Raw genomic sequence first — 19,710 nt, forward strand, 5'->3', positions numbered from 1 at the left:
TGATCAAGACAAATTCCGATAAAAAGAGATTATACATCGGCGGCGAGTGGCTGGCAGGAAAGAATCATTACGATCTTCGGTCCCCTTATTCCGGCAAAGTGATCGCGCAAGTGCCTTTGGCAGAAAAGGAGACGGTACTAAAAGCGATAGAATGTGCGGAACAAGGTGCAAAAGAAATGAAAAAGCTAACAGCCCTTGAGCGCTCCAATATCTTGGAACGTGCAGCCGAAATTTTCAAGGAAAGACTTGAGGAATGTGCATTAATACTCGCTAAGGAAAATGCTAAGCCATTAAAGGCGGCAAGGGGCGAAATTTTACGCACGATTGAAACATACAAGTTTGCAGCAGAAGAGGCAAAACGGATTCATGGTGAAACGATTCCGATGGATGCCGCTAAAAATGGCAAGGGCCGCTTTGCTTATACAAAGCGTGAACCGCTCGGCGTCATTGCTGCCATCACACCATTTAACTTTCCATTTAATTTAGCGGCACATAAGCTTGGTCCCGCGTTTGCTGCAGGCAACTCGGTCATTTTAAAACCGGCTTCACAGACACCGCTTAGTGCATTGGCCGCAGCCGGAATTTTTGAAGAAGCAGGTTTACCTAAAGGCGCCCTGAATGTTGTCACAGGTAAAGGAAGCGTCGTTGGCGATGTATTGGTCACTGATCCGAGAATTAAAATGGTCACATTTACAGGAAGTGTCGAAGTCGGTTTGGGGATCAAAGAAAGAGCTGGCTTGAAAAAGGTGACATTGGAGCTTGGTTCCAATTCTGCTGTCATTATCGACAGTGCTGCTGACTTGGATGCCGTTGCACAGCGCTGTGTCGAAGGTTCCTTTGCCTATTCAGGTCAGGTTTGCATCTCTGTCCAACGAATTTATGTACAGGAAGATTTATATGAGTCCTTTTTGCAAAAGTTTACCGAAAAGACTAAGCAGCTTAAATTTGGAGATCCGGAATCAGAAGATACAGATCTTTCCGCGTTGATCAGTATAAATGAAGCAAAACGAGTGGAAGGGTGGATCGAATCGGCTAGAAACGCTGGAACGGAAATTGCATATGGCGGTCAAAGAACAGGTGCAATCCTTCATCCAACCATTATCAAAAATGCGGGGTCAACACAGGAGGTAAGCTGCCAAGAAGCATTTGCCCCCATCGTTTCAGTGAATTCCTATAGCACATGGGATGAAGCCATCGATCTTGTGAATGATTCTTTATACGGCCTCCAAGCAGGCGTCTATACAACTTCGATGCCAAAAGCTTTTGATGCTGTTGAACGGCTTGAGGTCGGAGGTGTCATCGTGAATGACATCCCATCATTCAGGGTGGACCACATGCCATATGGCGGTGTGAAAAACAGCGGGACAGGCAGGGAAGGTATTAAGTATTCAGTCGAGGAAATGACTGAATTAAAACTAGCCGTCTTTACTCTCTAAATAGCGCGGTCATGAAAATAAAAAAATGAAAAAAATCAACGAACACGGAAGGGGAAATTAAAATGTCAGTACAAGAGCCTAAAGTAAAAAAAGCGGTAACGAATGAGGAAATGGAAAACAATTGGATCGTCCGTTTTGATCAAATGAAATCAAAAGGAATACCGTTAATGTTCATTGATAGTATCATTCCGGGTCATCAACGTATCAACTATACATTAATTGGTGATACAGCAAGCGAAAATGATAATTTCACTCCTGAAATTACCGAGCCGCATGGTTTTCAAATCGGAATGGTGAAAGCCCAAAAAGGGAACGGTCCTGCTTACCATACGCATGATTACATTGAATCCTTCCTTCCTCTTTCAGGAAAATGGCGTTTTTACTGGGGGAAGGGCCCTGATGAAATTGATGGCGAAACGATCATCGATCAATGGGACTTAATTTCATTACCGCCAGGCTTATGGAGAGGTTTCGAAAACATCAGTGAAGAAGATGCTTGGATCTTCGCCGTTCTTGAACAACATAAAGTATTTGATGGAAAAGACCCTTACTGGTCGCCAAAAGTGATCAAGGATGCAGCTGAATATGGATTCTTTGCCAATGATTTAGGCAAAATGATTAAACCGGATAACTTTGAAGAACTTGAAAAGGAAATTGCCGATAAATTGAAAATGGGTGAAAAATAAGAATGGCTAAAGTCCCGCTCATTTTGCTTCCTGGTACGCTTTGTGATGAGCGTCTATGGGGAACGGTGAACCTATCAGATCTTGCTGATGTGAAAGTCTGTGATGTATCAAAGGCTGATACTATAGAAGGAATCGCAAAGTCGGTATTGGAAGAGGCACCTGATAAGTTTGCACTTGCAGGTTTATCCCTGGGTGGCATCATTTCTCTGGAAATCATGCGAATAGCACCAGAACGGGTCATAAAGCTAGCGTTGCTTGATACGAATCCAAACCCTCCAAGCCTTGAACAAATCGAAGGTTGGGAGAGGTTCATCGATATGGCGAATAACGGTCAATTTCTGGATATTACTATCAATCACCTTCTGCCGGTGTTAATCCACCCCGACCGAAGAAATGATGAAGGATTAGTTTCAACGATCATCGAAATGGCTGAAAAAGTCGGGATCGAAGGATATATCAATCAGTTAAAAGCAGTGATGACGCGCTCTGACCAACGTCCCATCCTTTCTACTATTTCATGCCCGACCATGATTTTGGTAGGAAGGGAAGACAGGGTGTGCCCCCTGCACATGTCCGAGTTTTTAACGGAAAACATCCCGGCGGCGAATCTTGAAATCATAAGTCATTCAGGCCATTTAAGCCCTTTGGAACAGCCTGAAAAAGTAAGCGCTGCATTGAGGGATTGGCTGTCATGTAATTGAAATGCTGGGAACTGGATTGAACAAGATACAGTCTGTAGAAAGAGAGGGAAGACGATGAAGAATAATGCCATAAAGGAAAAAATCAAACGAGGGGAACAAGTTCTTGGTGCATTTTTAGGGCTAAATTCCCCGCCATTAGTCGAAATGCTCGGTTATGCCGACTTTGATTTCGTCGTAATAGATGACGAGCATGGTGCATTCAGTGCATCAGAGCTTGAAAACATTATCCGTACGGCAGATTCTATTGGGCTTGTCCCGATTGTCCGGGTTTCATATGACCCTTCCAGTATTCAAAAGGCTTTAGATCGCGGAGCAAAAGGTGTACAAGTACCAATGGTCAATACAAAAGAAGAGGCACTTGAGGTAGTTAAGCGGGCTAAATTCCCTCCATATGGAAATAGAGGAGTATCGTATTCCACCAGACCGGCGCGTTACGGAAAAGATGGCGGAAAACCCTATTTAGATGAGAGTAATGAAAATGTTATGATAATTGTGCATATTGAAACGCTCGCTGCAGCAAACAATTTTGAAGACATTGCAACAGTTCCTGGTATTGATTTGGCATTTATCGGTTCTACAGACCTCTCGGTGAACATGGGATACCAACTTGAAGGGGCAAGTCATCCTGAAGTGCAAAAGGTCATCGATGAACTGTTCATAAAAGGGAAAGAGCTCGATATGCCAATTGGTACCGTTGCCAGTAACAGTACTGCCGCTAATGGGGCTTTTGACAAAGGCGCCCAATATGTCGGGGTCATATTGAATAATGTGATTACGTCTGCGTTAAATGATGTTGTCTCTGTAAGCAAGGCCACTCAATCTGTTAAATGACTTTACAAGAAGTACAGCATTTCAACGAAACTATTTAAACGAAAAGGATGGTTATAATGGCAGACAAAAAGACAGGTTCAGTGCAAGTAGCTCCAAAAGAAGAAAAAACAGCAACGAATGCAAGCCAACCGGTCAAGAAAACACCGAACTTCATCTTCTATGCGGATGCTGAAGACGTTAATATGCTCGATACAAAAGATGATTATGATTACATTAATATAGAAGAAACGAATCAAAAGAAACAGAGGATGAACGGCTTTGACCCGGAATACAACAACATCGTTGATTATATTGTGAAAATCACACGTCAAATCTGGAAAGAGAAAGACATCGGACTTATATACGATACGTATAGCACAAGCATATCCGTTCATAAAGGGTTGATCAATAGCCATGGGGTTAACGAAGTCATCTCAGGTACGCTGCAAACACTGCATGCTTTTCCGGATCGGAAAGGGCTTGGATGGAGTGTAATCTGGTCAGGGGATGATGAAGCAGGATTTTTCACTTCACACCGGGGACGTTCAGTTGCAACGAACCTTGGAGATAGTTTATACGGTCCTGCCACTGGAAAGAAAGTGATGTTCAGAACAAGCGCTGATTGTATGATTTTAAATAATAAGATTTACGAAGAATGGCTTGTGATGGATACATATCATCTTGTCCTGCAACTTGGCTTGGATCCGGTCGAGTTTGCTAAAAAAATGGCAAGAAGTACGCAGAAGCTTGCTCCTTCGATACAGTTTGGATTTAAAGAGACAGCAGAAACGGGGCTACCTCCCAAACTATTCACGCCATCCTCTGATGAGTTCGAGATAGGGGAGTTCATGCAGCTTGTATTCAATCGAATTTGGGCTCGGCGCTCATTTAACTTTGTTCGGGAATATTATGAGGAAAATGCAGTCGTTCATTATGTCTGCAACAAGGACGTAATCGGAGTAAGTGAAATTCAAGGAATGTTCATGAGCCTCTTTGCCTCCATACCGAATGGGAAGGTGATTCTTGAGAGGGTAACTTGTAATAGGCGCGGCTCTGACAGTGATTGGGATGTAGCGGTCCGCTGGAGAATACAAGGCGTGCACGAAGGAACGGGATACTTCGGAGCCCCTAGCGGAAAAGCCATTGATATTGCCGGCATCAGCCACTATAAAATCCGTAATCAAAAAATTTCGGAGGAATGGCTATTGTTTGATGGAATGGAAGTGTTGCGTCAGATCTATTTGCCAGATGAAAACGAATCACAAAAAGATGGTGAATCCACAATGGATGATGGGAATTTTACCGGCGTATCATGATTGCCAGTTGACGGCTGTGCTGCAGCCGTCTCTTCACTAAACAACGATTAGGGGGAAAATAGGATGGAATATATGAAAAAAGCGGACGTAGTTGAACAGACCTCTTCACATGACGTGGAACAAACGGTGAAGTCGATTATTGAAAATGTAAAAGCAGGCGGGGATGAAGCCGTACGGGAATATGAAAAAAAATTCGGTGATTCCGATCGTCCGGTCCGGGTTAGTGAAGAGGAGATCGAGCATTGTATCAGGACTCTTCCAGAAGAGGTAAAGGTGCTGATCGATCGAGTCGTGGAAAGAGTATCCGATTTTGCTAAAGCACAGTTGAACTGCCTAACTCCATTCGAAAAGGACTTTGGCGAGGGTATTAAAATGGGGCATAGAATCGTACCGATCGAAAAGGTGGGGGCTTATGTTCCAGGCGGGAGATTCCCGTTATTATCATCAGGACCCATGGTCGTTGCCCCGGCAAAGGTAGCAGGAGCAAAAAGGATCGTTGCAGCAAGCCCGGCCAATTATGAAGGCGGCATCCATCCGGCCGTTTTATATGGCTTGATCCGCTCCGGTGCAACAGACATTTTTGCAATTGGCGGGGCGCAGGCCATTGCTGCCATGGCATATGGAACCGAATCCATCCCGGAAGTGGATATCATCGCTGGACCAGGTAACCGGTTTGTCGCAGAAGCAAAACGTCAGGTGTTCGGTAAAGTGGGCATAGACCTTATTGCCGGACCGAGTGAAGTGATGGTATTTGCTGATGATTCGGCTTCACCTCAGAAAATAGCGGCCGATTTACTTGCCCAGGCTGAACACGATCCGTACGCACGGGCCATTCTTGTCACAACGTCCAGAACGGTTGCCGAAGAAACAGAAAAAGCAATCGAAGGATTTTTGAAAACATTCTCACCATCTTCCCCTGCACACGAATCATGGGAAAAAAGAGGGGAAATCATTTATGCAGATTCATTACAAGAAGGACTGGATATTTGCAATGATTATGCCATTGAACATCTACATTTGCATATCAAAAATAGCCGCGAATTGATGGATAAACTAAATAATTATGGATCATTGTTCCTTGATGAAGGAAGTTCCGTCGTCTTCTCTGACAAAGTATCTGGAACGAACCATACATTGCCGACTCAAAAGGCAGCAAGATATACAGGGGGACTTTGGGCAGGAAGTTATGTGAAAGTCATGACACATCAGGAAATCACAGGTCAAGGCATTCAATTCCTGGCATCCCATGCGGAAGATCAATCCGAAATCGAAGGCTTGGAAGGCCATAAATTATCGGCTACAGTCAGGTTGACAGAGTGTGCTTCTAAATGATTATGATTGCTGAAAACGCATTCAATTAAGGAGCATGCTTCTGGTGCAGCCCCTTGAAGAAATGGATACTACCATTCTGCCTGAAATAGTTTCAGGTGGATGGGCAGTATCTGCAGATTAGATCCTAACCCTGAAAAATATATGAGAATATGTGTAAATACTAATAGCATCGCTTTCTGTCCAGTGGGACGAAAGGGAGGGGAATGAAAGGGTGGAATATATGGACAAAACTAAAATTAATAATCGGAAAGAAACCATCTTATTCTTTATCATTAGCTTGTTGTTCTTTGTCACCATTACCGCATTTGATCCATTTATCTCCTCTTATGCTAAGGATCTTGGGTTCGATTCAGTTATTATAGGCAGTATAATCGGAATTTCAGGGATTGTGGCCTTATTGACACGACTTCCGATAGGTGTATTTTCGGATATGCTGCATAAACGAAGATTGTTTATCCAAATGGGGTTGCTGATAACCATTGTAATGTGGACGCTAGCCTTTTTCATACCAAATGCTACCACATTGTACCTTGGGAAAATTTCGGATGGTTTAACTGGTTCCACCTGGGTTATTTACAATGTTATGTTCGCCTCTTATTTTGGTGTGAAGGAAGCTGCAAAAGCAGTGGCGATATTGGGTGTTGCATCGCCGGTTGGCTCCATACTAGGGACAACCATCGGTGCATTAGTGGCCAATAGTTATGGGTATCGGTATAGCTTTTTAGTAGCGGTGGCCGCCGCCATACTTGCGTTTGTTTTAACATTTTTCACAAAAGACCTCAGCATTAAAGGGGTAAAAGTAAAATACGATAAGAAAATACTTGTTGAGCAAATCACCGATAAAAAAATCTGGGTCATTTCCGTTTTGGCAACGATTGCTTTGATGGTCACCATTGGAACAAGGGATACGTTCACACCTTTAGTTGCAACCGACCTTGGAGCAAATCCGCTATTGATTGGCATGCTGGCAAACACACACCTGATCATATATGGCTTAGCCGCAGGATTATGCGGAGCCCTTTTTTATAAAAAAATCGGTTTAATGAATACGGCGATTTTGGGAGCGGTATTACAAGGGGTCATCATCATATTGATTCCTTATGCTGAAAATTTAACGATGCTTTTTCTATTGCAGGCATTCCAAGGTTTCGGTTACGGGCTGATCTTTACGGTCGTCACTTCCTGGGCTGTTGAAAATATCCCGGAGATTAAACAATCTACGAGAATGGGCCTGTTCCAAAGTTTATATTCGGCTGGAATGTTTTTGGGACCCGTCCTAATTGGCATCTTGATTGAAGTGTTTTCAAGATCCACAGGTTACCTGATCATGGGGGCATTATCAATTGCTTCAACCATTCTTATCAAAACCTCCATAAAACGCTCAAAAAAAGAAGCTTCTAATAAAGAATTTCCTCTTGAAGAGATGCTGATAAATAGAAAATGATTCATTGAAACAGGCAAGAGCAGACCTTAACGGGTTTGCTCTTTTTTAGTTTGAGTCGGATCCTATATTAAATAAAACAACTATCTGTCATTTAAGGCTGAGCGTCAAATCAATATTAGTTAACATTTGAGTTTGTAGACAAAAAAGGTATTACCTAAAATTTCAAAACAAAGTTGATGGGAGCGGGTGTGCGAGACTCCTGCGGGAAAAGCGCGTCAAGGGAAACCCCGCAGGCGCATGCCGAGGAGGCTCGCGGACCGCCCGCGGAAAGCGAGTGCCTGCAGTGGAAATCTACGCTGGTAAATCTTGATAATCTAAGACTATCATAGGGTCCAATGTACTTCACGTTATCAATAAAATGCATGCAGATTGTCTTAATGGCCATAATGATTTTTATTCACAAAATTTCATTAATATTGACCGCATCAATCTATGACTTTATCATAACAACAGGATAATGATAATCATTTTCAATTATGAATGTATTCGTCGGATAAGAAGTTAAGTAGTTATAGATGACGGAAAGGGTGCAAAAAATGAGAGAATCTAGAAAAGTAAGAACATTTGGGGGAGGAGCATTCATCCTGTTATTTACGATTATGATGGTGTTAACAGGATGTAATAATTCTCAAAAAACAACGGAGGCAGAGAAGACATCTGCCGCAACAAAGAATCAAGAAGTAAGGACGATTAAGCATGAAATGGGAGAAACGGAAATTAAAAACACTCCTAAAAAAATAGTTACGCTTGAGTTATCTTTCGTTGATTCTTTAAATGCCTTAGGGATAAAACCTATCGGGATTTCAGATGACAACAAAAAAGATATGATTACAAAACTTGTTGGTCAAGAAATGGATTATACTTCCGTAGGAACACGTGAGCAGCCTAATTTAGAGGTTATCAGTTCTTTACAGCCGGATTTAATCATTGCAGATGCTGAGCGACATAAAGGAATTTATAAAGATTTACAGCAGATTGCTCCTACCGTTGTCTTAAAAAGTCGGGAATCTACATATCAAGAAAATCTGGATTCTTTTAAAACGATTGCAAAGGCAGTAAACCAGGAAGATGCTGCAGAAAAAAGATTGAGCGAGCATGAAAAAACGATTAAGGAACTTAAATCAAAGCTTACTGTTGATTCAAATATGACGGTTTTACCAGCAGTTGTACGTGATACCTCATTCCAAGCCCATACTTCATCTTCGTATGATGGAGAATTGCTTGAGCGCATGGGATTGAAAAATGCCATTCAGCAGGAACTACCACATGCCGAAATGAATCTGGAGCAGCTTGTCGAGATTGATCCGGATGTGCTGCTTTTAGCGAACAATGAGGGTAAGTTACTTACTGATGAGTGGAAAGACAATCCTCTTTGGAAAGACTTGAAGGCTGTAAAAAACGGACAAGTGTATAGTGTTGATCGAGATTTATGGACGAGATACCGCGGTGTTGTATCCGCAGAGGCCATTGCTAAAGACACTTTAAAAATGCTTGGAGAAGAATAGACGAACAAAAGCGAAGTAAGAGATCCCATTCTTACTTCGCTTTCCATTAGGTTTAAATTTTGTCAGGAAGTGTGTTGTATAGAAAATGGAAACTGTAGGTAGAAGTAAACTGAAAGTGTTATGTACGGCTATAGCTGGGATCGTTTTGTTAATTTTAGGTATCCTGACGAGTATTTCTGTGGGAGCGTCCGATATTGATGCATCAATGGTTTTGAAGTCCTTTTTTGAGGCCGACTCGTCCAAGGAACAGACTATTATAAGGACTCTTCGATTGCCACGAGCTTTAGTTGGAGCGTTGGTCGGTGCTAATTTAGCGGTAGCGGGTGCTCTCATGCAGGCTATTACCCGGAATTCATTAGCTTCTCCACAAGTGTTTGGTGTTAATGCCGGTGCCTCATTTTTTATTGTGTCAGCTTTTGTTTTCTTTCCTAACCTTTCTTCCGTGTCTCTAGTTTGCGTTGCATTCATTGGTGCAGCAGTGGGAGGGATGGCAGTCTATTCTTTTGCTTCGGGGGGAGGAATGACCCAAGTGAAGCTGGCATTGGCTGGAATGGCTGTTCACTTTTTTTTATCTTCTTTAACGCAAGGCATGATCATCTTTAATGAACAAGCGAAAGATGTGCTCTATTGGTTAGTCGGGTCTATTAATGGAAAAACATGGGCTCACGTGAACATGATCCTTCCTTGGTCTCTTTTCGGGCTGCTTGTTGCTGCCATGCTCTCTCGATCTGTTTCGATCCTTGTCTTAGGAGAAAATATGGCGCAGGGACTTGGGCAGCGGGTGCATCGAATCCGTATTTTAGCAGGAATATTGGTGATCATTTTGGCAGGATCTTCGGTTGCCGTCGCAGGCCCAGTGGGATTTGTGGGATTGATCATTCCTCATATCGTCAGGAGACTGGTGGGCGGGGATTATCGAAGGATCATCCCTTTTTCTGCATTATTCGGCGCTTTACTCTTAGTTTACGCAGATATTCTCGCACGTTTCATCGCTTATCCTTTTGAGTCGCCGGTAGGCATCGTAACCGCTATGATCGGTGCGCCATTCTTCCTTTATTTAGCTAAGAAAGGGAGGAATATTAAGCAATGAAACTAAAACGGACATTTGGGTTGAAATCAACTTTGCCCCCGTATTCTATTATCCTGTTGCTGACGGTTACCGTGCTGATTTTAGCAATGGTGAGCCTGGGCTTAGGGGCCATTTATATTTCACCTTTAGAAATTATCCAAAATTTCCTTGGAAATGGCATGCAAAGTCAGACATTCATTTTGCACAACTATCGCATACCGCGCATTCTAATTGCCGTGATAGTGGGGGCCGGATTGGCAACGGCCGGAGCCATTCTGCAAGGAGTCCTTCGAAATCCGCTGGCTTCTCCAGATGTGATTGGGGTAACAAAAGGGGCCGGATTGGCAGCAGTTATCGTCATTGTTTTATTTCCGCAATCGCCCATTATCGTACTGCCTCTTTCAGCTTTTATCGGCGCTGCGGTCATGGCGGCCATTTTGATGATATTTGTTTATAAAAAAGGAGCTCAACCAAATACGATAGCTTTGGTCGGAATCGCTTTAGGGGCCATATGTCAAGCTGGCATAGAGTATTTCATGGTCAAGTTCCCGGATGATGTAAACACGACACTGCTGTGGTTGACTGGCAGTCTATGGGGAAGAGGATGGGATCAAGTATTCATTTTGCTTCCATGTCTTGTGCTTGTACCTGTATTGATTGCATTGACGTCTAAAATGGATGTACTGAGTCTTGGAGACGATATAGCTACAGGTCTCGGTGAAAGATCAAAATCACTGCGTTATATATTGTTAAGTGTTTCTGTCATATTAATCGGAGTCTGTGTAGCAGCGGTTGGTTCGATCGGGTTCATTGGTTTAATTGCCCCCCATATTGCACGGAGGATGGTAGGGTCAAAATTCAAGGTATTACTTCCTGCTTCAGCTCTTTTCGGTTCCATCTTTCTCCTCGTTGCCGATAGTCTTGGAAGAGGATTATTCCCTCCAATAGAAATACCCGCCGGAATCATCACTGCGGTGATTGGTGTACCATATTTTTTATATCTATTACGCCGTGAACGAAAAATAACATAAGGAAGGCTGGCGATCATGACAACATTATCAGCAGAGCATCTTTCTCTCTCTTATGGATCAACTCAAATTATTGAAAATATCGATTTAGAAATTCCCGAAGGCAAGATCAGTATAATCATTGGCTCCAATGGTTGTGGCAAATCAACCATTCTGAGGTCTCTAGCTAGATTATTGATGCCTCAGCAAGGCACGATCTATTTAGATGGAAAAGCAATTCATCAGCAGTCTTCCAAGGAAGTGGCGAAGAAATTGGCCATCTTACCCCAAGCTCCGGAAGCTCCGGAAGATATAACCGTTAAAGAACTATGCTATTATGGCAGGCATCCGCACAAGGGCTTATTTTCTAGACAAACCCCGGAAGATCATAGGATTGTTGACCGTGCATTATCAGCAACAAAAATGACGGAGTTTGCTGATCGGACATTGGATGCATTATCTGGAGGACAAAGGCAAAGGGCATGGATTTCGATGGCTTTAGTACAAGAAACCGACCTTTTACTGTTAGATGAACCGACAACCTATCTCGACTTAGCGCACCAAATTGAAATATTGGAATTACTGCGCGATTTAAACGTAACTTATGGACGTACGATAGTCATGGTTCTGCATGATTTGAATCAAGCGGCACAGTATGCCGATCACCTGATTAGCATCAAGAAGGGAAAAATCTATAAAGAGGGACCTCCTGAAACGGTATTCACAAAAGAGATGATCAAGGACGTCTTTAGACTGGAATGCTGTATTATTGAAAATCCAGTAGATCAAACGCCCTTATGCATTCCCATTGGTTTATCTAAAGAGTATTAGAAAAACTAACGACGATCGTGCCGGATGGAATAACGAATTACAGAAGTCAACATATTCATTGTTGGCTTTTTTGCTTATTTACGATGTTGAGAGGGATAGTTAAGATATTTTAGATCAAGAGTATAAATGATAGAATAGATAGACATATATATTAAAGGAGACTTAGTATCTTGGAAGCCAAATGTGTTAAATTCTATGAGTTTGGGAATCCAGAAAAGGTTTTAAAAGTTGAAAATAAACTTATTCAAAAACCTTTAAACGGGGAAGTCCTCGTTCGGATGACCACACGTCCCGTTAACCCGTCTGACTTGCTGCCCATTCGCGGTGCATATTCTCACCGAATTCCCTTGCCTTCCATACCTGGTTATGAAGGGGTCGGCATTGTCGAAGAGGTGGGTGCTTCGGTTTCGAAAGAACTGATAGGCAAGCGTGTTCTGCCTTTGCGCGGTGAAGGGACCTGGCAGGATTATGTTAAAACATCTGCGGGGCTGGCCATCGTCATTCCAGATTCACTTGAGGACCATATTGCAGCGCAATTATATATAAACCCGATAACCGCATGGCTAATCTGTACAGAAGTATTAACATTGAAACCGGATGATGTTTTACTAGTAAATGCCTGCGGATCTTCCATTGGCCGCATCTTTGCCCAGTTATCCAGAATTCTTGGATTTAAGCTGATTGCTGTAACGAGAAACAATAAGTATACGGAAGAACTGCTTAAACTTGGTGCTTCATATGTGATCGATACGTCACGATCATCATTGCATGATACAGTGATGGAAATGACGGATGGGCGCGGAGCAAAAGCGGCCATAGATTCAGTGGGCGGCATCGATGGCTCAGAACTCGCTTTTTGCGTTCGGCCAAATGGCATCTTATTAACGATTGGCCTTTTATCGGGACAGTCTGTGAATTGGGCAAAAATTTCCGAAAGGACAAAAGTGAATGTTAAAATGTTTCATCTTCGGCATTGGAATCAGCAGGCTTCCGTTCAAACCTGGCATGAAACGTTTAATCTTTTGATGGGGTTCATCGCTGATAAAAGGTTGAAATTCATGATGCCGGATTCCTACTATGGTCTTCAAGATGTGAAAGAAGCCATGATTGTCACAGGCAATAGAGGGAAGATATTTTTAAGCAATTGATTTTGCAATAGGCATCCACTATGTGGTGGTAATTGAAGAAGCATTCATCTTGGAGCACTTCCAATAGGTTCCTAAGGTAAATGGAAATGTCCCTTGATAATATGGAATTACTTGATTACATGTAAGGTGCTAGTTTAGAATGCGGAATAGAACATGTTAATACATGTGACGACTTTGGAGGAAATACTTATGAAAACAATATATGTGAATGCTACATTTTTTACTATGGACAAGGAAAATCAAATCTTTGAAAACGGCATGATGATTGTACAAGATCATACCATATCCTACATCGGCCAGCATGATGAACAACAATTGGCAGATGCAGATCAAGTGGTCAACCTTGGCGGGAAATGGATTATGCCAGGCCTTGTGAATGCCCATTCGCATATTGTAATGACCCTTTTACGCGGTATCGGGGACGATATGCTGCTGAAGCCATGGCTTGAAACGAAAATATGGCCGATCGAAAGCCAGTTTACAACGGAAATCGCCTCTGTAAGTTCACAGCTTGGCATCATGGAAATGATGAAATCAGGAACCACGACATTTTCGGATATGTTTAATCCTAATGGAATAGATGCGGGTGCTGTCATGGAGACGATAGGCGAAACAGGAATGCGGGGAGCCTTTTCCTACACGATCTTCAGCTTGGGTACGGAAAAAGATCAAAAGGCGAACCTCATGGGAGCTGAGCAGTTTTCAAAAAACTATAAAACGTTTGCCGATGGCCGCCTGACTACAATGGTCGCACCACATAGCCCATATGCCTGCACACCTGAAGCGATCATGGAAAGTGCACGGATTGCAAAAGAGAATGACTTGATGGTGCACATTCACGTATCGGAAACGGACTTTGAAATCCTCGACATCGAAAAACGTTACGGATCCCGTCCTGTCGAGCACCTTCGCCGTCTAGGGCTGTTCGATCAGCCTACCGTGATGGCACATGGAGTGGTTCTCAATGATGAAGAGCGGGCAATCCTAAAACAGCATGATGTTCGCGTTGCCCATAATCCAATCAGTAACCTGAAGCTCGGATCTGGAATAGCAGATGTCGTCAGCCTTCTTGAAGCAGGCATTAAAGTGGGAGTGGCAACAGATGGCGTTGCCTCCAATAACAACTTTGATATGTTCGAAGAAATGAGGACGGCTGCATTACTGCAAAAAGGAATGTATAAGGATGCTACTAAATTCCCTGCCCAAACGGCACTCGCCATGGCCACAAGAATGGGTGCCGAAGCAGTAGGCATGGGTCATACAGGATCACTGGAAGCTGGTAAAAAAGCAGATTTCATCACCATTTACCCATATGACAAAGAACATCTTCAGCCATTGAGTGAAGCCTATTCGCACCTGCTTTATGCAGCACGCGGAAATGATGTATGTGATGTATACATTGATGGCAAAAACGTCGTGAAAGATGGCCGCTGCTTAACGATCGATGAAGAAAAAGTAATCGCCGAAACAAATCGTCTGCAAGGTACCTTATCACGATAATGCAGATGTGAGAATAAAAAATGGAGCTGCCATTTGCAGCTCCTTTTTTATGGATTAAGTTAAGCGACGAAAATTGGTTGTAGGTCAATTAATCTGGTTGCACGTCGGAATAAATTTGTAGGGGATAATTCGTGTCAAATGGCATTCAAAAAAATTTACCGCCAGTATTGTAGAATAAATAGATCTCAACACTTAGAAACCCGTCGTGAGTCCAGTTTCTTGGAAATATGGAAACAAAGGAAGCCGATAAAAAATATTAATAAGAAAATAGGTATGGCAAAAACGGTAAAAAACGAAAAGACGAAAAAAATGCTGCTGACCGCAAATATTAACCAACTGGTAATCAGCAAGCAGCTGGATAAAAAATCTTTGACAGCATGGATCATGAATTTCACCACCGTATGAAGATTTATGTAATGATTATACACTATCTTCCAATCATGTTGTTTCGACGGCTCACCCTTCATTCACATCACGATGGAAATGCCTTTCCATGACATAGCCAAAAAAGGAGGCAAGCATTTGTTGAAACAGCATCCCAAGTACAACGGGTACCGCGACGGCAGCAGGGAAATAGGCGGTTGCAAGAACGGCTCCCGCACTGATGTTTCGCATGCCACCTGTAAATGTCAAAGTGATGATATCCGCCTTATCCCATCTTAAATATGCCCCGACCATCCAAGAAATGGCATACCCAGAAGCAGCTATGAACAAAACCAAGAAGGCCATGATCATTAATTTCTTATCGAAATGGGTTAAGTAAGGCGCGATTTTTGAACTGTTCAATATGACTACGATTCCAACGCTTATCTTGGAAAATGGAGCTAAGCGGGGGGATAGTGTATATTGTATCTTCCCTTTTGTAGCTTGATTCAAGAACATGGCAAGCATGGAGGGAAGAACGACCATACCGATTAATCCTTTCACCATCGAACCTAAATCCATTTCGATCGAACCGCCTCCAAAAAGGGATACACTGTATGGAACGATGAATGGCGAGAGTAGGGTGTCGATCAAGATGATCGTTAGGGCAAGTACGGCATTCCCATTATAAATGGATACCCAGATCATACTGGTGACACCGGTTGGAATCACTACAGCCAGGACTAGGCCGGTTATCGTGAAAGCATCACCATGGAACACTAAATGGCCGAGTCCAAAAGCCCAAACAGGCATAAGCAAATGAAGGATGAGCAATACGATGAAAACAGGTAAAGGGTGGGTGACTGCCTGTTTAAGAGATTCAAAGTTGGAGCCTAAACTTCCGGAAAAGGTAATGAAGGCAAATATCCATGGGACAAGAAAGGTGTAATCCATTAGGTGTTCGGCCAATAATACCCCAATAACCACGCTTATCGGCGTGATAAGGGGCATAATTTTATCCATTTGTTCATTTATTGTTTTCAGCATGATTCATCCACTTCCTGAGTAAAGTAAATTCTATTAAGTAAGTTTACCATATTCCTAAAAATATAATTTGTAAGACAAGAAATTTGTCTATATCTTTTTTGGATTTTTAAAAAAGATTACTATCACTGCCCTGGAACTCGCATCGTTCCAAAAGGGCTTCAAGCTTTCCCCGACGAGGGAGGGTTCATTAAAAAGAGGTTTTAGGCAGGATTGTTCGATGCATCGTTGTATATTCATTGAAAAATAGTTTAAAGTAGAGGAGAGAGGTGAAAGAAATGTCAGAAAAGGTTTCCAGTATTATGTGGTTTAGTCTTGCCGTACAAGCCCTGCTTGTTCTTGCTGATCATGATGGATTATGTAATAGTAATAAATTGGCCGATAAGCTTGATTCGGAGTCAGGTTTTCTTAGAAAAATATTAAGTAATTTAGTGAAGGCCGGGCTGATTCAAGCGAAGGAGGGCAGGGATGGGGGATATTCACTTGCCAAAAATCCCGAACAAATCATTCTTGCAGACATATACTCTGCAATTAAATCGGAACCTTTCTCAAAAGGCTTTCTTGATGTGAATGATAAAAAATGCTTTCATCCATCTTCTAGAGAAGCGTTATGCGGTTTGAAAAACGAGATGGAGAGCTGGATTATACACGGCTTGGAACAAAAGACGATTGCTGACTTACTATCAAAATCTTAATGTGAAAAACGAAACTGACAAGGTTTCGTTTTTATTAAACTGTATTTGACAAAAGAACAGTATGCATTATATACTGTTCCTGTATTAAATACAGTTAAATGGAGGTCATTATAAATGACAAAAAATATAATGAGTAAAGAAGAGTACCTAAATAAATCGAAAGAATTGAATATACCGGTTGAAAAGCCCAAAGTCCTTAATGATACGGATTTCATTACGGTAGCAAATGAACGGAGATCTGTTCGCCAGTACGATCCTGAATACGTGATGACTGAAGAAGAAATTCGTGAAATTCTGGATATTGCGATTCAAGCACCATCTTCTTCCAACTTGCAGCCATGGAGATTCCTTGTGATTCAAGATAAGCAAACCCAGCAAGAATTGCTTCCCATCGCAAATAACCAACAACAAATCGTCGACGCATCTGCTGTCATTGCCGTTTTAGCTGATATTGAAGGTTACAAAAATGCAGAGCGGATTTATGGTGAATTAGTCAATAAAGGGATCATGAAGAATGAAATCAAAGAGCCATATGTAGCCTCTATTCTGCATAATTACGGAAACTTTTCTGCTGAAAAGGCTTTAAGTGTAGCCATGATTGACGGTGGCTTGGTTTCCATGCAGATCATGTTGGCTGCAAAAGCAAAAGGATACGATACAGTACCAATGGGAGGCTTTGATGAAGCCAAATTTGTCGATGCATTCAATGTACCGGAAAACTTCAAGCCTGTCATGTTAATTTCCATTGGAAAAGGAACTAAAGCAGGGTTTGAAAAAGTTCGTTTGCCACTCGATACTATATTGACTTGGAATAAATACTGAGGAAAGAACGTATTAAGAGGATAGCTGAAATTTGCTATCCTTTTTTTCATGGTTTGAGATTGGCATTGAAAATGATTTAATCTCGCAAGCGATAAATGGATATGTTACAATTTTTCCATATATTTCTTTGGGAAGTCACCTCGAAAGTCCCCGACCGCAAAAGGATATTTAAGGGGATAAACAGAGCTAAAGAATTGCGCTGAAAGCCAATAATTGGTTTAGCCGTTCACAATGGATGGGAGGAAGTCCTTATGAAGAATATGAAAAGTGAAGTGTTTTCGTGGTTGAAAGCCATTTTATTCGCTTTAATGATCGTGTTCATTTGCCAACAGTTTTTATTTACGCCAGTCACAGTAAAAGGTGAATCAATGGAGCCGACTTATGAGAATGATGACCGGATCGTGGTAGCTAAAATCGGAAAGCCGGAGCGCTTCGATATGGTTGTATTTTATGCTCCGGACGCTGAAGAGAATTATATAAAAAGGGTGATCGGTTTACCAGGTGACAGTGTCGAAATGAAAGATGATGTCTTATATATCAATGGGAAAAAGTATACGGAACCATATTTGAAAACAAAAAAAGGGGAAATTCCGCCTGAAGAAAATCTGACGGAGAATTTCAGCCTGAGTGATTTACTTGGGAAATCCAAGGTACCTGCGGGTCATTTATTTGTCATGGGGGATAATCGGAGGAACAGTTGGGATGGAAGAAGATTTGGTTTTATTTCTGAAGAATCACTTGTGGGCAAAGTGAAATTTCGTATTTACCCACTTAATGAAATGGGAGTGCCGAAGTGAATTGAACACAGTAAGTACAAGTGAAAGCTAAGAGGATAATTATGTGGACTAAGTTGTATTTATAGCAGATGATGGATAAGAACCTTTTCCTGTGGTTAAGGTTTTTCATTTTGGATTGTGGGGGTATTAATATGACGAATGGGTTAGCTGCCATCTCCATCCCGATGCTGGATGAAGAAATGGGACGGCAGGTTAAAGGACATGTCGATTCACTGACGGTTCCTAAGGGAAGCTTAGGCCGGCTTGAAGAATGGATAATCGAACTGGCCAAGATGACAGGAGAGGCATTTCCGGACATTTCGAAACCGGGGGTTATCGTGTTTGCGGCCGACCATGGAATTACGGAAGAAGGGGTTTCGGCTTATCCAAAAGAAGTGACGGAACAAATGGCTCTCAACTTCCTGAATGACGGTGCCGCAATCAATGTATTAAGCCGGGCGATAGACGCTTACTTGGATATTGTCGATATAGGGATCGATGCAGATATCGAGGCACCAGGGTTAACTTCGAGAAAAGTCCGCAATGGAACTAGAAACTTTTATAAGAAAGAGGCGATGACAAAGGAAGAAGTAATTCAAGCGCTTGAAATTGGATATGAGCGTGCAGAGAAAATGATTGCCCATGGTGTGAACTGCCTGATTCTTGGTGAAATGGGAATCGGAAATACGACATCCAGTACCGCCATCATCTCCATCGTAAGCGGGAAAAGCGTCGAATCACTAGTGGGGCAGGGAACAGGATTGAATTCAGAAGGCATTTTACATAAGCGAAGAATAATTGAGGAAGCGATTTCATTAAGAAATCCCAATCCTGATGATCCAATCAACATTTTGATGAATATCGGTGGATTCGAAATTGCAGGTATGGCAGGGGCCATGCTTGCTGCAGCGAATAACCGTATACCGATTCTTGTTGATGGTTTCATTACAACCACGGCTGCTGTATTGGCAAACCTGATTTCCGGACGTGCAGTCGATTATATGTTTGTTGGACATCGATCTGCAGAACCTGGTCATAGAACGGCCATAGAACTGCTTGGCAAGGAGCCGATCCTCGACCTGGGAATGAGAATCGGGGAAGGAACAGGGGCTGCCCTGTCATACCCCATCCTTAAGGCAGCGACATTGGTCATTAAAGAAATGGCAACATTTGAATCTGCAGGCGTGTCAAATAAATAAGAAACAGGAGACCTTCGATACGCTGG

General features: G+C 42.4%; 19 protein-coding genes. 18 read left to right on the forward strand and 1 reads right to left on the reverse strand.

The features are described from left to right. Window positions 1-2 precede the first annotated feature (2 nt). The 14 genes from LQ188_RS14315 (at window position 3) to LQ188_RS14380 (ending at window position 15,190) form a co-directional block, all read left to right on the forward strand. Window positions 3-1,436, forward strand: coding sequence for an aldehyde dehydrogenase family protein (locus LQ188_RS14315; RefSeq protein WP_101224459.1), 1,434 nt, complete (start codon window positions 3-5; stop codon window positions 1,434-1,436). A gap of 62 nt (window positions 1,437-1,498) precedes the next feature. Then, window positions 1,499-2,122 carry a hypothetical protein gene (locus LQ188_RS14320; protein ID WP_063594732.1) on the forward strand — a complete coding sequence of 208 codons (624 nt, stop codon included), beginning with the start codon at window positions 1,499-1,501 and terminating at the stop codon, window positions 2,120-2,122. A 2-nt stretch (window positions 2,123-2,124) separates the two neighbouring features. Continuing rightward, window positions 2,125-2,823 carry an alpha/beta hydrolase gene (locus LQ188_RS14325; protein WP_230177172.1) on the forward strand — a complete coding sequence of 233 codons (699 nt, stop codon included), beginning with the start codon at window positions 2,125-2,127 and terminating at the stop codon, window positions 2,821-2,823. A 54-nt stretch (window positions 2,824-2,877) separates the two neighbouring features. Further along, window positions 2,878-3,654, forward strand: coding sequence for an aldolase/citrate lyase family protein (locus LQ188_RS14330; RefSeq protein WP_230177173.1), 777 nt, complete (start codon window positions 2,878-2,880; stop codon window positions 3,652-3,654). 56 nt (window positions 3,655-3,710) lie between these two features. Then, a complete protein-coding gene (locus LQ188_RS14335; RefSeq protein WP_230177175.1) occupies window positions 3,711-4,949 on the forward strand; it encodes an ester cyclase in 1,239 nt (412 codons plus the stop codon). A 63-nt stretch (window positions 4,950-5,012) separates the two neighbouring features. Then, a complete protein-coding gene (gene hisD, locus LQ188_RS14340; protein ID WP_101224350.1) occupies window positions 5,013-6,281 on the forward strand; it encodes a histidinol dehydrogenase in 1,269 nt (422 codons plus the stop codon). A gap of 220 nt (window positions 6,282-6,501) precedes the next feature. Beyond that, entirely contained in the window at window positions 6,502-7,725 is a 1,224-nt protein-coding gene (locus tag LQ188_RS14345; RefSeq protein ID WP_230177176.1) for an MFS transporter, read from the forward strand. A gap of 536 nt (window positions 7,726-8,261) precedes the next feature. Continuing rightward, window positions 8,262-9,230 carry a Fe(3+) dicitrate ABC transporter substrate-binding protein gene (locus LQ188_RS14350; RefSeq protein WP_101224349.1) on the forward strand — a complete coding sequence of 323 codons (969 nt, stop codon included), beginning with the start codon at window positions 8,262-8,264 and terminating at the stop codon, window positions 9,228-9,230. 85 nt (window positions 9,231-9,315) lie between these two features. Further along, the gene (locus tag LQ188_RS14355; RefSeq protein ID WP_230177177.1) at window positions 9,316-10,320 is read left to right on the forward strand and encodes an iron ABC transporter permease; all 1,005 of its coding nucleotides are present in this window, start codon (window positions 9,316-9,318) and stop codon (window positions 10,318-10,320) included. Next, on the forward strand, window positions 10,317-11,330 hold the full coding sequence (locus LQ188_RS14360; RefSeq protein WP_230177178.1) for an iron ABC transporter permease: 1,014 nt from the start codon (window positions 10,317-10,319) through the stop codon (window positions 11,328-11,330). Before LQ188_RS14355 ends, LQ188_RS14360 begins: the two co-directional genes overlap by 4 nt. A gap of 15 nt (window positions 11,331-11,345) precedes the next feature. Further along, window positions 11,346-12,137: an ABC transporter ATP-binding protein gene (locus LQ188_RS14365; protein WP_230177179.1), complete on the forward strand. Its 792-nt coding sequence runs from the start codon at window positions 11,346-11,348 to the stop codon at window positions 12,135-12,137. Window positions 12,138-12,307: 170 nt separating this feature from the next. Continuing rightward, a complete protein-coding gene (locus tag LQ188_RS14370; RefSeq protein ID WP_230177180.1) occupies window positions 12,308-13,285 on the forward strand; it encodes a zinc-dependent alcohol dehydrogenase family protein in 978 nt (325 codons plus the stop codon). Between the two features lie 189 nt (window positions 13,286-13,474). Then, window positions 13,475-14,785 (forward strand): amidohydrolase family protein, encoded by a 1,311-nt coding sequence (locus LQ188_RS14375; RefSeq protein WP_230177181.1) that lies wholly within the window; start codon window positions 13,475-13,477, stop codon window positions 14,783-14,785. Window positions 14,786-14,923: 138 nt separating this feature from the next. Next, window positions 14,924-15,190 carry a hypothetical protein gene (locus tag LQ188_RS14380; RefSeq protein WP_230177182.1) on the forward strand — a complete coding sequence of 89 codons (267 nt, stop codon included), beginning with the start codon at window positions 14,924-14,926 and terminating at the stop codon, window positions 15,188-15,190. A 51-nt stretch (window positions 15,191-15,241) separates the two neighbouring features. On the opposite strand, the gene LQ188_RS14385 is transcribed toward LQ188_RS14380, so the two are convergent. After that, window positions 15,242-16,195: a bile acid:sodium symporter family protein gene (locus tag LQ188_RS14385; protein ID WP_230177183.1), complete on the reverse strand. Its 954-nt coding sequence runs from the start codon at window positions 16,193-16,195 to the stop codon at window positions 15,242-15,244. Between the two features lie 275 nt (window positions 16,196-16,470). Between LQ188_RS14385 and LQ188_RS14390 the strand changes: the two genes are divergently transcribed. The 4 genes from LQ188_RS14390 (at window position 16,471) to cobT (ending at window position 19,684) form a co-directional block, all read left to right on the forward strand. After that, window positions 16,471-16,887, forward strand: coding sequence for an Rrf2 family transcriptional regulator (locus LQ188_RS14390; RefSeq protein ID WP_101224342.1), 417 nt, complete (start codon window positions 16,471-16,473; stop codon window positions 16,885-16,887). A gap of 114 nt (window positions 16,888-17,001) precedes the next feature. Next, window positions 17,002-17,709, forward strand: a complete 708-nt coding sequence (locus tag LQ188_RS14395; protein WP_230177184.1) for a nitroreductase family protein — start codon at window positions 17,002-17,004, stop codon at window positions 17,707-17,709. A gap of 251 nt (window positions 17,710-17,960) precedes the next feature. Then, window positions 17,961-18,506: a signal peptidase I gene (gene lepB, locus LQ188_RS14400; RefSeq protein ID WP_101224340.1), complete on the forward strand. Its 546-nt coding sequence runs from the start codon at window positions 17,961-17,963 to the stop codon at window positions 18,504-18,506. Window positions 18,507-18,637: 131 nt separating this feature from the next. After that, on the forward strand, window positions 18,638-19,684 hold the full coding sequence (gene cobT, locus LQ188_RS14405) for a nicotinate-nucleotide--dimethylbenzimidazole phosphoribosyltransferase (protein WP_230177185.1): 1,047 nt from the start codon (window positions 18,638-18,640) through the stop codon (window positions 19,682-19,684). The last annotated feature ends 26 nt before the right edge of the window (window positions 19,685-19,710 follow it).

Origin of the sequence: Peribacillus sp. Bi134 (assembly GCF_918698065.1) — a bacterium.
In the GTDB taxonomy this organism is placed as follows: domain Bacteria; phylum Bacillota; class Bacilli; order Bacillales; family DSM-1321; genus Peribacillus.

Excerpts from the sequence above, each read along its gene's own strand:
- LQ188_RS14320 (WP_063594732.1), top strand. The coding sequence starts at position 1,499 with ATGTCAGTACAAGAGCCTAAAGTAAAAAAAGCGGTAACGAATGAGGAA.
- LQ188_RS14325 (WP_230177172.1), top strand. The coding sequence starts at position 2,125 with ATGGCTAAAGTCCCGCTCATTTTGCTTCCTGGTACGCTTTGTGATGAG.
- LQ188_RS14330 (WP_230177173.1), top strand. The coding sequence starts at position 2,878 with ATGAAGAATAATGCCATAAAGGAAAAAATCAAACGAGGGGAACAAGTT.
- LQ188_RS14335 (WP_230177175.1), top strand. The coding sequence starts at position 3,711 with ATGGCAGACAAAAAGACAGGTTCAGTGCAAGTAGCTCCAAAAGAAGAA.
- hisD (WP_101224350.1), top strand. The coding sequence starts at position 5,013 with ATGGAATATATGAAAAAAGCGGACGTAGTTGAACAGACCTCTTCACAT.
- LQ188_RS14345 (WP_230177176.1), top strand. The coding sequence starts at position 6,502 with ATGGACAAAACTAAAATTAATAATCGGAAAGAAACCATCTTATTCTTT.
- LQ188_RS14350 (WP_101224349.1), top strand. The coding sequence starts at position 8,262 with ATGAGAGAATCTAGAAAAGTAAGAACATTTGGGGGAGGAGCATTCATC.
- LQ188_RS14355 (WP_230177177.1), top strand. The coding sequence starts at position 9,316 with ATGGAAACTGTAGGTAGAAGTAAACTGAAAGTGTTATGTACGGCTATA.
- LQ188_RS14360 (WP_230177178.1), top strand. The coding sequence starts at position 10,317 with ATGAAACTAAAACGGACATTTGGGTTGAAATCAACTTTGCCCCCGTAT.
- LQ188_RS14365 (WP_230177179.1), top strand. The coding sequence starts at position 11,346 with ATGACAACATTATCAGCAGAGCATCTTTCTCTCTCTTATGGATCAACT.
- LQ188_RS14375 (WP_230177181.1), top strand. The coding sequence starts at position 13,475 with ATGAAAACAATATATGTGAATGCTACATTTTTTACTATGGACAAGGAA.
- LQ188_RS14380 (WP_230177182.1), top strand. The coding sequence starts at position 14,924 with ATGGCATTCAAAAAAATTTACCGCCAGTATTGTAGAATAAATAGATCT.
- LQ188_RS14385 (WP_230177183.1), bottom strand. The coding sequence starts at position 16,195 with ATGCTGAAAACAATAAATGAACAAATGGATAAAATTATGCCCCTTATC.
- LQ188_RS14390 (WP_101224342.1), top strand. The coding sequence starts at position 16,471 with ATGTCAGAAAAGGTTTCCAGTATTATGTGGTTTAGTCTTGCCGTACAA.
- LQ188_RS14395 (WP_230177184.1), top strand. The coding sequence starts at position 17,002 with ATGACAAAAAATATAATGAGTAAAGAAGAGTACCTAAATAAATCGAAA.
- lepB (WP_101224340.1), top strand. The coding sequence starts at position 17,961 with ATGAAGAATATGAAAAGTGAAGTGTTTTCGTGGTTGAAAGCCATTTTA.
- cobT (WP_230177185.1), top strand. The coding sequence starts at position 18,638 with ATGACGAATGGGTTAGCTGCCATCTCCATCCCGATGCTGGATGAAGAA.